Below are 13,152 nucleotides of genomic sequence, written 5' to 3'. Positions count from 1 at the left end.
ATCTTCAACGTTTATAGCTACTGGTAGCTTTAGCAAGACAATTTTTCCTCTTTGTTCACGTAGTGAATAATTATTGTGAAACAATCTCAAAAGCCAATTCTTTCATCCGTCTTTTTACGATGGAATACCATAAATATGAATTTTGCAAGTTGTTGGTGGGTATTCTATCAACATATTTTTCAAGAAAGTCGATAGTATAGAGTGACGCATCATCATAATATCGACTGATTATTTCACTCCAATCCCATAAATCGATAAACTTGTCAATAAGATAATAGTTCAACTTTAGATCAGTATTACTTGAAAGTTCTGACCAATCCCAATAATTTTTAAAATGCTCAATACATTCCTCATGAAAAAGGATTTTATTACTTGTGTTAGACAAGGCTTTCCAAGCTACATCGTTAAGGACCTTAGCCATAAACTCATTTGATACTTTTTTTATTGCCATACTACTTTTGTTTTGATTATTAATGAAGTTTGGTGCAAAAGTAAAAGCAGGGTGTCTCATTTTATGTGACACCCTATAAAAGAATCACCTATTTTTCTCCTCCTTCACCATCTTTCTCCACCTCTGAAATGCCCTCATCAAACTTTCTTCTTCCACTAACCCTACCATATTATAATGTTCGACAAAAGTTTCCATTGATTTTTTGAACATGATGCCGTGGCAGTATTTATTTTCCAGTAGAAATTCATAAAGTTCGGCCCTCATTTCTACTTCCATTGCTTTTTCAATGATAAGTGCACTGTTATGACCTATATAATTATATACATTTGGATTTTTGCCGTTTCTGGGATGGGGGAGGGTGAAGGTAATATTTCCGGTTTCGTGCCATGAGACGTTGGGAGGGTGGGGAATGGATAGCTGGTGGAGAAAGTGGTAGATGGGCTGGGTGTCGAGAAGATGGATCGCGGAAAGTGAGGAAGAAGAGCGGTCTGGAGGTACGTCGAGGTGATTTTTGTAGCGCATGTACATGTAAGCCGCTAGATAGGGCTTGATCTGAAAAGTAACTGTAACCATTGTTTTTAGATTTGATTTGTAAAATATTTATCAGTGGAGTACCGTGTTTGATATTGGTATCCGTTTTCTCTTGTTGGAAATTTTACTTAAAAAAGAAAGGCCGGGAGGACGCTTTTGTAATGCTTTGCTTTTCAGATAGTTACATAAGTGGGTTTTGGTTTTAAACCAACGGGTCGTTCCTTTAAAAGGAACGACCCGTTGCACACCGAGAAACACCTCGTTGGTTTTAATGCAACGAGGTGCTCCTTAAAATCAAGAGATAAAGCTAGAATAAATCTCTCGAAATTTTGAAATCATGAAATAACTTGTTTGTTTTTGATGTAAATAAATAGTACTATTGTATATTTACTTGTTTTTATCTATATAAAGAAATATACAGAGTGTCATATATGAAGAAATTTTAGATGAAGTCTATTTAACATAGTTTAAATGAGCCTCTTTTATATTTCTGATTTTATTTTATGTTTGAGGGAGATTTAAAATATAATTATAATGTAACTGAAAAGTAGAATAGGAAGGAAATCCAAGTAAAATGGCTAATAGTAGCTCCTTAAAACGAAAAAGCACTAAGTTCTATCAGAACTTAGTGCTTTTTCATATTCTATTCTTATTAAAATAAATATATAGTTCTTAAAATAAACACATAGCGAAAAAGTAAATTTGGGCAAAGCGTAGCGAATTAGCTGATAGAGCGTTCGTTACGCTTTGTTTTTCTATGGGGCAGAGCCAACGAAATACCACCTCGAAGCCAAACGGTGCAGAAGTTCAGTTACCACCTCGTTACTCCCGTAACGGGTGCAGATTTTTTGCTAAAAGGTTCTGTTTCTGCGTTTTGCGTAGATTTACATAGCTGTCGGTAACTCACTAATAACTAATTTTGTAACCAAAAAAAGGAGTGAGTTATGCGTAGTACATTCAAGGTATTATTTTACGTGAAGAAAGGCAGCGAGAAGCCGAACGGCAACCTGCCTTTAATGTGCCGTATCACGGTGGACGGCGAGATTAAACAGTTCAGTTGTAAGATGGACGTTCCCCCACGGTTGTGGGACGTGAGGAACAGCCGTGCTTCGGGCAAGAGTGTCGAAGCGCAGAGAATCAACCTTGCGGTAGATAAAATCCGTGTGGAGGTAAACCGCCGCTATCAAGAGTTGATGCAGACGGACGGTTATGTTACCGCCGCCAAACTCAAAGACGCCTATCTCGGTATCGGCGTCAAGCAGGAAACATTGTTAAAGCTGTTCGAGCAGCACAACGCCGAGTTTGAGAAGAAAGTCGGGCACAGCAGGGCGCAGGGTACATTTACCCGTTATCGGACGGTCTGCAACCATATTCGGGAGTTCCTGCCCCATACCCACAAGCGTGAGGATATTCCGTTAAAGGAACTCAACCTCACGTTCATCAACGACTTCGAGTATTTTTTGCGCACGGAGAAGAAATGCCATACCAATACCGTGTGGGGCTACATGATTGTGTTGAAACACATCGTTTCCATAGCGAGGAACGACGGGCGTTTGCCGTTCAACCCCTTTGCAGGATATATCAACTCTCCCGAAAGCGTGGATAGGGGCTACCTCACCCAAACGGAGATACAGACGCTCATGGACGCACCGATGAAGAACGCCACCCATGAACTTGTACGGGACTTGTTCGTCTTTTCGGTGTTCACGGGTTTGGCGTATTCCGACGTGAAGAACCTCACCACCGACCGCCTGCAAACATTCTTCGACGGCAACCTGTGGATAATCACCCGAAGAAAGAAGACCAACACCGAATCGAACATCCGTCTTTTGGACGTTCCCAAGCGTATCATAGAGAAATACAAGGGGCTGGCTCGGGACGGTCATGTTTTCCCCGTTCCGAGCAACGGAAGCTGCAACAAGATACTCAAAGAGATAGGCAGACAATGCGGCTTCAAGGTACGCTTGACCTACCATGTTGCACGTCACACGAACGCCACGACCGTACTTCTGTCGCACGGCGTACCCATCGAAACGGTGAGCCGCCTTTTGGGACACACGAACATAAAGACCACCCAAATTTACGCCAAAATCACCGCCCAGAAGATAAGCCAAGACATGGAAACCTTGTCGCACAAGTTGGAGGATATGGAGAAGAATATCTGCCGAGCCATCTAATTAAGAACAGAATACCGATGAAAGAAGAAAAGAACATTATCACGATGGACGGGCAGGGCAATATCTCCCTGCCGAGCGATATAGGCGCAACCGCCATGACCGAGCGGGAAATCTGCGAACTGTTCGGGGTTATCGCCCCGACGGTTCGGGCAGGGATAAAGGCACTCTGCAAAAGCGGAGTTTTATCTATATATGACATAAAGCGCATTATCCGCCTATCGGACAAATACAGCGCGGAGGTTTACAACCTCGAAACGATAGCCGCCCTCGCTTTCCGTGTCGAATCGTTCGGGGCGGCGAAAGTCCGCAGGGCATTATTAGAGAGGATTATACACGGGCGAAAAGAGAAAACGACGGTATTCGTGTCGGTTGTTTCGGACGGCAAGCCCAACAGCCGTTGGAAAGCATGATGATATATCAACATACCAACATGCAAACATACCAACATATCAGCATACCAACATACCAACATGCAAATCTATCACTATGGTGATAGATATTGCAGGTTCTATTCCTCTTTTCAGAGGAAAGCGGAGCAATCATTTCCGTTTACAAAGGCAAAGCAAGCACGGGGCTTTATGTCGGCTAAAAGGTCAGGCGGCTGCGCCGTTTCCCGATAAATCTTCCTCTCGCTTCGCTGCGAGCGTATTTATCGGGAAAACCTTGTATCCGACCGCCCCATGCAAAAGAGCCTTTGAAAACGGAAACGACCGCCCCGCCACCCACCGACCGAAAGGGAAAAAATAAGGTGGGGTTATATGGGTAAGCAGGTGGTAGGAACAGCCACAGCCGAAAGGCAGACGGCACGCCGCAGGGTATTTACGGAGAAAATACCGTAGCTTATTAGGGAATTTTCCGAGCCGCAATACTACGTATCGCTGAAAATTCCCCAATAAGGCAAGGGGCAAGCCCCTCTGCACACCCCATCGGGGACGGCATTTGCCGCCCCCGAAGATACAAAAAATCATTGTTTCACAAGCCAAAAAAGAAAGGAAGAATATATGGGTTTCGTAGTTTTACACATGGAAAAGGCGCACGGCAGCGACAGCGGAACAACCGCACATATCGAGCGTTTCATCATACCGAAGAACGCCGACCCCACACGCACGCACCTAAACCGCAGGCTCATCGAATACCCCGACGGGGTGAAAGACCGTTCGGCGGCTGTTCAGAGAAGACTGGAAGAAGCGGGGCTGACACGCAAAATCGGAAGCAACCAAGTACGGGCTATCCGCATCAACGTGTCGGGAACGCACGAGGACATGAAGCGGATAGAGGAAGAGGGGCGTTTGGACGAGTGGTGCGCCGACAATCTGAAATACTTCGCCGACACGTTCGGAAAGGAGAACATCGTGGCGGCTCACCTGCACAGGGACGAGGAAACGCCGCACATACACGTTACACTCGTCCCTATCGTCAAGGGAGAGCGCAAGCGCAGGAAAAGGGAGGAACAGACGAAGAAGCGATACCGCAAGAAGCCGAGCGACACCGTGAGGCTGTGCGCAGACGATATTATGACACGGCTGAAATTGAAGTCCTACCAAGATACCTATGCCGAAGCGATGGCGAAATACGGGCTGCAAAGGGGCATAGACGGCTCGAAAGCTCGCCACAAGTCCACGCAGCAGTATTATCGGGATATACAGAAACTCTCCGACGACCTCAAAGCGGAAGTGGTGGATTTGCAGCAGCAGAAAGAAACGGCACGGGAGGAACTAAGACGGGCGAAAAAAGAAATACAGACCGAGAAGCTGAAAGGGGCGGCAACCACCGCAGCCGCCAACATCGCCGAGAGCGTCGGTTCTCTTTTCGGCAGTAACAAGGTCAAGACGCTGGAAAGGGAGAACACCGCCCTGCATAGGGAGGTAGCCGACCACGAGGAAACCATCGAAGCCCTGCAAGATAGGATACAGACCATGCAGGCAGACCACAGCAGGGAGATACGGGAAATGCAGCAAAAGCACGGCAGGGAGATAGCCGACAAGGACACAAGGCACAAGCAGGAAATATCGTTTCTGAAAACGGTAATCGCAAGGGCGGCGGCATGGTTTCCCTATTTCCGTGAAATGCTCCGTATCGAAAACCTCTGCCGCCTTGTCGGGTTCGATGAAAGGCAGACCGCAACGCTCGTCAAGGGAAAGCCGTTGGAGTATACGGGGGAACTCTACTCGGAGGAACACGGACGGAAATTCACGACCGAAAGGGCAGGTTTCCAAGTGCTGAAAGACCCCACGGACGGGACTAAATTGGTTCTTGTCATCGACCGAAAGCCCATTGCCGAGTGGTTTAAGGAACAGTTCGAGAAGTTAAGGCAGAACATACGCCGACCTATACAACCGCAAAGGAAAGGCAAGGGATTCAAGCTATAAATGTTAAATCCTGCCCGATTTGCCGAAAAAAGTGCGGTACGCCGTTCGTGGTGTACCGCACTTTTTTTATATTTGTTCGCAAGGTGATATACTTGAAGAAAATAACAGCCGATTTCGCTGTTAGCACAACATTATGCGGCAGCTTAAAAGACGACACCAAACCAGAAAAATCATCTTGACAACCACCCGACTTTGAACTACGAAGGATGAAATTTTTCAGGGACAACTTCCAGCATTTCCAAAAAACAGTTTACCCATTGACTTGGAGACAAACAAACAATTTGAGCATTAAGGTTTAAACCGAATTTTTCCGAAATTGACCTGACCTGACTTTTCCTGAAAATCGACTTTAAAGCTGTTTTTACAGATAAATCAGGTTTCTCTAACAGACAGGAAATAAATGCTAAGTATTTGGCTTTAAACTTAAAATCAAAAAATAACTGTTTTCTTTTAATGTTTAACAGGGCTGATTTGACAGTTGGCGGTGGAAAGAAACTTTCAGGACCTACCTCATAGACAAGTTTCAAATCAAAAAAAGTATGATAGAAAACGGTATATGGATTGTAAAGCTTCCTCGAAAATAACTTTTGTGTAGGTTCTAACTGAAGGACAATGGAACCTCCCAGAAAATTTCCAAGACTCTCAAACATCAGGATTTTGAAAATATCGGAAGTAATGCCATAAGGAATATTTGACACCACTTTGAAAGGAAATTTCGGAACTGCAAAATTCCTAAAATCACAACCGACAACTTGAACATTTCGGGCATCAGAAAATAATTTTCGTAAATGTTCAACCAAAGCTGTGTCGTTTTCAATAGCAACAACATTGTTGGCGATTTTTAATAAATGAACAGTAAGAAACCCCTTGCCTGCCCCAATATCTAAAACCGTATCCTGATTACTTATATTTGCTTGTCTTATTGCATCTTTTATTAGCACTTTATCAATAGTAAAGTGCTGACCCGTAAAACGAACGGGCAATTTCTTTTTTGTCATTAGTAACTTCTTACAGGTGAATACTTGACTGCAAATTTAGTAACTTTGCTTGATAAATTAACGAGAAAGAAGAGAAAATGAAAACCGACCGCATAACATCACCTATACGCAAGCAGGGGTTTCGTGCTTCGTAGGACAGTTAAGTGGTAAATTTAAAGTTCAGTTCTTCGTAGGAAGTTCAGTGGTTAAAATCCCTGCCTGCGTATAGCTGAGAACCGTTATCGGTTAAATTAATTACAACTCAATAAATAATATCTATATGTTTCGAATTACAGATGCAATGAATACATACAATAGTGCCATTTATATGATTTATACGAAACAATATAAACTATATACATTAAAAGATGATGAAGATTATATTTTCTATTTAGAGAAAGAAAATTTCAAAATAGCTGGTAATGACCCTTTGTCGTTGTTAGCAATAAGCTATATCAATGAGAATGATATGCAATTGCCTAAAGAGCAACATGACTTGTTAGTAAATCAGTTTGATGCAATAGCAATAAATTTCATACTGCAAAAGAAGTTTAGGATTAATGTAACATCTGCATATTCATCAAACGGCTATGATTGGGTTGGAAAGAAAAAAGATCAAATATATTATGCCGGAAGTGTATTAAAACTATTGGGGTTGATACTATTAGTTGAATGTTTTGGAAGAAATTGGCAGTCTGTAAATATTCCATTGTATTTGAATGACATTCCAGAGTTTTAAATAACCGATAACAAGCGGCTCAACCGTCCTCAAAGTCGGTTAGCCACAAAACATTATCAACCTCGAAAAGCAAAAATACAATGAATAGAATATTAACACTATACCTCTTTTGGCTATTGTGTGGCACGGCTTCCGCACAACAAATAGTAAAATGGGACGATTTACAGACTATAACGGATAACGCACGGCGCACGGTCTATTATGAAAAAGGCAGTAAACAGCCGTTGCAGGGAGAATATCGCATTATACGAGGGTTTGACGAGGAGCGTGTTAAACTTTCCGACGGCATAATAAACGGTGATTATCTCCGCTATCGTGATGGGGTACTGCGTGAATCGGGCATATATGCCAAAGGAAAGCGCAACGGCATATTCACGGAGTATTACCAAGATGGCGTTACTCCCCGAAAAGAAACACCCATGCAGCAAGGCAAGATAGACGGAACTGTAAAGACCTATTTTCGTAACGGCAAAATAGAAACCGAAAAGGAGTATAGGCAGAGTGTGGAGAGCGGAAGGGAACGCCGCTTTGACAGCAAGACGGGTGAGCAGATTTTTGAATCTCATTATATAGACGGCAAAAAAGAGGGTGAGGAATGGGAAATTTTTGAGGATGGGCGCACGCTTCGCAGCAGGACTACACGACACTACCGTAACGGAAAACTTGACGGCTCTTATCGTGTGGAATCGACACGGGACGGCAAACCCTATATAACCATCGAGGGACAATACACCGACGGCGAGAAGTCGGGACGTTGGAAACAGTACAACGCCACCGATGACACAACCCATGAATGGGATGAATGATTTTCTTTTTTCGCAAGTTGATTTTATAAAATCGCCACCGAAACTTCGTACTTTCGGAAAAAGATGTTATATTTGCAAATGAAAGAGTTATTTGACAGCATAGCAACGCAAAACACTGAAATTCGCACAGTTGCTAAATCGTTACCTCTATTTCTCAAATAATTCGCTAAAAGTTTATTTCTCAATCGGTTAAGTCAAACCGAGAAAAATCTAAAATACAAATTATATCTCTTTTTCGGATTGTATTTATTAACAGTTCCGGTTTGGTATTATATAATGGAACAAAAGTATATATTCTTTTTGCAAAAAACAACGAAAAGACATATTTTTTTTATGGAATAGTCATCTAAATTGATTGAAAAAGTAAAATCAAGCAACATTTCTTTCCAGAATTACATATTTGATGTAAAAACACTACAAAAACAATGGATTATAATTAAGTTCTGATAGAACTTATCTAAGTGTAAAAAGTGAGTTTAAATGTTTTAGGGCTATTTAATAATTTAAAAAGAGATTTATGAAGAAAAAATTAGCGCTGCTATTTGGATACCTTTTTATAGGTATCGGGCTGATAACAGCTCAAACGCAGAAAGTCACGGGGACAGTGATTTCCGATGATGACAAACAACCTGTTGTAGGGGCTTCAATTGTTGTAAAAGGCACTAACTTAGGTACAATAACAGACATAGACGGGCATTTCACATTATTGAATGTGCCAAATTCAGCAAAAATATTACAAATCTCTTATATCGGTATGAAAACGGAGTCGGTTTCTGTTCAACCGACTGTTAGAGTTATCTTAAAGTCTGATACACAACTGATGGATGAAGTTGTTGTGGTAGGTTACGGATCAGCAAAGAAACTAGGGTCTGTAGTCGGTTCGGTAACAACGGTAAATAATAGCAAGATAGCCAATAGACCGGTTGCTAATGCCGGAGATGCATTACAAGGTCAAGTTGCCGGTTTACAAGTATTTACTCCCAGTGGAGAACCAAGTGGAAGTGTTGTAATGCGATTGCGTGGAGTCAGCTCGATCAGTTCAAATACAGAACCTCTCTTTATTCTCGACGGCTCACCTATATCATCCGGAGCATTTACAGCATTAAATCCGAACGACATCGAAAGCATGACCGTATTGAAAGATGCTTCCTCAACAGCTATATATGGTTCTCGTGCTGCTAACGGGGTAGTAATAATGACTAGCAAGAAAGGAAAAATGGGACAGAAAGCCCGTGTTAGTATCAATGCGCAATATGGCTGGTCGAGAATGACTGGGGATAACATAGAGATGATGAATACCGAACAATGGCTTAACCTGCAGGAAATGCTGGACCCGGGAAAAGCATACGATACTACATTTCAAAAACGGAAAAAGTTCTATATAGATAATGGTATATCTACAGATTGGGCGGATGTTTTCTTCGGAGATGCAGCTCCTACCCAACAATACGATGTAAATGTGGTTGGTGGTTCCGAAGGGATCAACTACTATATTTCATTTGGACATTATGATACAGAGGGAATTATGGACGATTCTTCATTGCGCCGTGAGACTTTGCGCAGTAATGTGGAAGTAAAGGTGACCGACTGGTTGAAAGCCGGGATTAACGTGAACCTTTCCTATCAGAAATATAACACGACAACTTTCGGAACGGAAGCTAATAGCGTTTATAATAAAGCGTATGCTGCCCGTATTTATCGTCCTGACCAAACAATAAACGAGATATTGACAGACGAAGAAGGCAACTTTACAGGCTATGGAAAACGATTGGACTATTTTGACGATATGGGATATTATAATCCGTATTACTTGGCAGAACTTCAACCGAATGACCGGAGTACGGTACGTATCAATGGCAATACCTTCTTTAATATAAACCCAATAAAAGGATTGAATATACGTACCTCGCAGGCAGTAGATGCCTTTGATTATCGTAACTCCCATAAAGCCTATCCGGAAGGCCCTTTTGAAGGGGCAGGGGTGGCGTCCGAGTCTTTCGAACGTTATTATTCATTTACTTTCACCAATACGGCGGAATATAAGTTCAGTCTGTCAGACAAGCATCTTTTTACCGTGTTGGCAGGCCAGGAGTCCATTATCACAAAGAATGAGAATTTCTCGGCAACTTCTAAAAAAATGGTAGACTCACGAATGATGCTGATGGCAGCTGGAGCAGAGTCAGAAGTGCCGATACATTCGATGTATGACAAGGTTTTCAATTCTTATTTCGGCACGATCAGTTATAGTTTTGCTGATCGCTATTATGTCGATTTGGCAGCACGGCGGGACGGTTCTTCTCTGTTTGCCAAAAACAACCAGTGGGCAAACTTTTATTCTTTGGGAGCCATGTGGGATATGAGAAAAGAGAATTTCCTGCAGAACGTTTCATGGTTGAACAGTTTACAGTTGAAGGTGAGCTATGGAACAACTGGTAATTCCGGTATCAGCGCCTATAATGCGTTGGCATTGGTTGGTTCCGGTTTGCTGTATAACGGACAACCGGGTATTGCTCCTTCTACCGTCGGAAATGATAACCTGACATGGGAAAGTATGAAAACACTGAATGTAGGCATCAGTACAAGAGTGTTTGACCGCTTTTCTGTAGAACTGGAATTTTATAACCGTCAGACGGATGATATGTTGATGGGGTATCCATTGTCATATACTACCGGACACGGAAGCAGTGTGGAAAATGTAGCAAGTATGCGTAATCGTGGTTTCGATATTACTCTGGGAGTGGATATTCTGAAAACGAGAGATTTTTCATGGAGTGTCTCCGGAAACCTGAATTATAATAAGAATGAAATAACTAAACTGTTTAACGGATTGGATGAATATACCTTGCCTGATACCGGTTTGAAGATGAAGGTCGGCAAACCTTGGGGAGAATATTACTATGTGAAATGGGCAGGAGTCGATCCGCGTGACGGATATAATATGTGGTACGACAAAAATGGAAATCTGACGAAGAGTTACTCCGAAGAAGATGCAGTTTTTGTCGGTAAACAACGCTATGCACCATGGTCCGGTGGCTTTGGCACCCAGTTCGGATGGAAAGGGATTTCTGTTAGTGCCGACTTCTCTTTTATGCTAGGCCAGTATATGTTGAATAATGAGCGCTTTTTTACAGAGAATCCCACTTTTGCAGGTTCGGACAATCAAACTGTAGAAATGCTTACCATGTGGCAGAAGCCGGGAGATATAACCAGAATTGCCACTCCCGACTCCCCGATGCAGTTTGATACGCATTTACTGGAAAATGCTTCATTTATGCGTATGAAAAACCTGACTATCGGGTACACCCTTCCGGCCAAACTGATTCAGAAAACAGGAGTAATCAGTAACGCCAGAATCTACTTTGTAGGACGTAATTTACTCACAGTGACTAAATATAAAGGATATGACCCGGAAGTAGACAGTAATATCCAATTGGGTAACTATCCCAATACGAAACAATATTCTTTCGGAGTCGAACTAACTTTCTAAAAACATAAAGAATGGTGAATATGAAGAAAATATCTATGATAGCATTGACTATACTGACACTTGGGGTGACTTCTTGTGATATGGATAAAATGCCATACGATGCTGTTCCTACAGAAGAAGCGTTAACGACCATAGTCGGTTTTGAAGAAGCACGTGCCGGTATCTATTCCGTATATTTAGGACTGACAGGAGGAAGCTATGTATTAGCTCCGGAAGTTCAGGCAGATGCCTTTAATGCAGTGGCGGATTTCTCTAATAAATATGGTGAGTTGCACCGTTGGACTTTCGAGAGTACCAACTCTACCGTAGAAACAATCTGGTCGAACTACTATGCCGCTATCGGACGTGTCAACTTCTTTATTGACGGGGTAGGTAAGATCGATGAGAACCCGGAAATCGAATTGACTGAAACCCAGAGACAACAGATCAATGTGTATGAGGGGGAAGCGTATTTTACAAGAGCATACTGCTACTTTTATCTAGCTACTTTATTTTGCCGCGATTACGATGTAGCTACCGCAGCAAGTACTCCGGGACTGCCGCTTCAGGTAAAATATGAGCCTAAACTTTCTGCTACCCAATATCCGGGACGATCTTCATTGGAAGATACTTACAAACAGATATTGGAGGACCTCGAAGAAGCCGAAGAACGTATAGAGACTGCAAAAAATGGCATTGCTGATTATGACAGGTATATTAATGGTGCATACGTGACAGTCAACACGGCTCCCAAGAATTGTGGGAATTATATCACGGTAGATGTAGTGACTGCCTTGAAAGCGCGTGTTGCCCTGCAAATGGACGACTATGAAAATGCAGCCAAATATGCAGGTGACCTGGTTAATTCGAACAGATATCCATTATCGAACACAGCAACAGATTTTGAAAGCGTATGGAAGAATGACAAGGGAACGGAAACCATCTGGCAGATTGCCATGACTAGTGCCGACGATGCCGGTGTACCTCTGGGGACTATTTTCATTGGTTATCCGACTACAAAGAAGGATTATATTCCTACACAAACACTGATTGACTTATACAATGAAAAAGATATCCGGCTAAAGACTTATTTCGGAAAATATCACTTAACCGTATCGTCAGGTAATGCGGCAGACATCTATTTCTTTAATAAATATCCGGGCAATGAATATTACAATGCATTAGGAAGCGAAACACGCTATTTGAATCAGCCGAAACCATTCCGAATTGCTGAAATGTATCTGATTGCCACTGAAGCTAATGCAAAGATTGGAACGGCAGCTGCAGTGAAAAAGGGTAATGACGCTTTGAATGCATTAAAAAAAGCGCGAATCGAGGGATGGACTGATGCAACCTACGATCAGGAAGCTTTATTAAATGAAATCATGAACGAACGGGAACGTGAGCTTGTAGGTGAGGGATACCGGTTGATGGACCTGAAGCGTTGGGGGAAAGGTGTGAAGCGTGGAAAACCGCAAAGCAAAGGACTGGTGCTTTTCCCGGGACAAGCAAGTACTGACGGACTGGATAAACTTATGGATGACCAGCGGATGCTTTGGCCTATTCCTAAAACAGAAATGGATGCCAACCCTCAATTGGCAGGTCAGCAAAATCCGGGATATTAATCAATGAATAA

At 42.5% G+C, this 13,152-nt stretch carries 10 protein-coding genes; 7 read left to right on the top strand and 3 right to left on the bottom strand.

Going from position 1 to position 13,152, the window contains the following annotated elements; translation table 11 throughout:
- Positions 1-70: 70 nt before the first annotated feature.
- The gene (locus tag DW173_RS02170; RefSeq protein WP_120143650.1) at positions 71-451 is read right to left on the bottom strand and encodes a hypothetical protein; all 381 of its coding nucleotides are present in this window, start codon (positions 449-451) and stop codon (positions 71-73) included.
- A gap of 84 nt (positions 452-535) precedes the next feature.
- Complete coding sequence (locus DW173_RS02165) at positions 536-1,024, bottom strand: hypothetical protein (protein ID WP_120143584.1); 489 nt, start codon at positions 1,022-1,024, stop codon at positions 536-538.
- A 902-nt stretch (positions 1,025-1,926) separates the two neighbouring features.
- On the opposite strand from DW173_RS02165, the gene DW173_RS02160 reads away from it, so the two are divergent.
- The 3 genes from DW173_RS02160 to mobV all read left to right on the top strand — a co-directional run bounded on the left by DW173_RS02160 (position 1,927) and on the right by mobV (position 5,528).
- Positions 1,927-3,159: a site-specific integrase gene (locus tag DW173_RS02160; RefSeq protein ID WP_117703095.1), complete on the top strand. Its 1,233-nt coding sequence runs from the start codon at positions 1,927-1,929 to the stop codon at positions 3,157-3,159.
- Between the two features lie 17 nt (positions 3,160-3,176).
- Entirely contained in the window at positions 3,177-3,569 is a 393-nt protein-coding gene (locus tag DW173_RS02155; protein WP_117703096.1) for a hypothetical protein, read from the top strand.
- A gap of 591 nt (positions 3,570-4,160) precedes the next feature.
- Entirely contained in the window at positions 4,161-5,528 is a 1,368-nt protein-coding gene (gene mobV, locus DW173_RS02145) for a MobV family relaxase (RefSeq protein ID WP_120143582.1), read from the top strand.
- A 197-nt stretch (positions 5,529-5,725) separates the two neighbouring features.
- On the opposite strand, the gene erm(F) is transcribed toward mobV, so the two are convergent.
- The gene (gene erm(F) / locus DW173_RS02140; protein ID WP_004295323.1) at positions 5,726-6,526 is read right to left on the bottom strand and encodes a 23S rRNA (adenine(2058)-N(6))-methyltransferase Erm(F); all 801 of its coding nucleotides are present in this window, start codon (positions 6,524-6,526) and stop codon (positions 5,726-5,728) included.
- Between the two features lie 259 nt (positions 6,527-6,785).
- Between erm(F) and DW173_RS02135 the strand changes: the two genes are divergently transcribed.
- From DW173_RS02135 to DW173_RS02115, 4 genes are all read left to right on the top strand, one after another.
- The gene (locus DW173_RS02135; protein ID WP_117870086.1) at positions 6,786-7,244 is read left to right on the top strand and encodes a hypothetical protein; all 459 of its coding nucleotides are present in this window, start codon (positions 6,786-6,788) and stop codon (positions 7,242-7,244) included.
- A gap of 80 nt (positions 7,245-7,324) precedes the next feature.
- Positions 7,325-8,050, top strand: coding sequence for a toxin-antitoxin system YwqK family antitoxin (locus DW173_RS02130; RefSeq protein ID WP_117667712.1), 726 nt, complete (start codon positions 7,325-7,327; stop codon positions 8,048-8,050).
- A gap of 517 nt (positions 8,051-8,567) precedes the next feature.
- Complete coding sequence (locus tag DW173_RS02120) at positions 8,568-11,537, top strand: SusC/RagA family TonB-linked outer membrane protein (RefSeq protein ID WP_120143581.1); 2,970 nt, start codon at positions 8,568-8,570, stop codon at positions 11,535-11,537.
- Positions 11,538-11,557: 20 nt separating this feature from the next.
- Positions 11,558-13,141 carry a RagB/SusD family nutrient uptake outer membrane protein gene (locus DW173_RS02115; RefSeq protein WP_225472586.1) on the top strand — a complete coding sequence of 528 codons (1,584 nt, stop codon included), beginning with the start codon at positions 11,558-11,560 and terminating at the stop codon, positions 13,139-13,141.
- Positions 13,142-13,152 lie beyond the last annotated feature (11 nt).

The sequence above is a fragment of the Bacteroides sp. AM16-13 genome (genome assembly GCF_003602705.1).
In the GTDB taxonomy this organism is placed as follows: Bacteria; Bacteroidota; Bacteroidia; order Bacteroidales; family Bacteroidaceae; genus Bacteroides; species Bacteroides xylanisolvens.
This window is presented reverse-complemented; position numbering and strand designations above follow the sequence as displayed.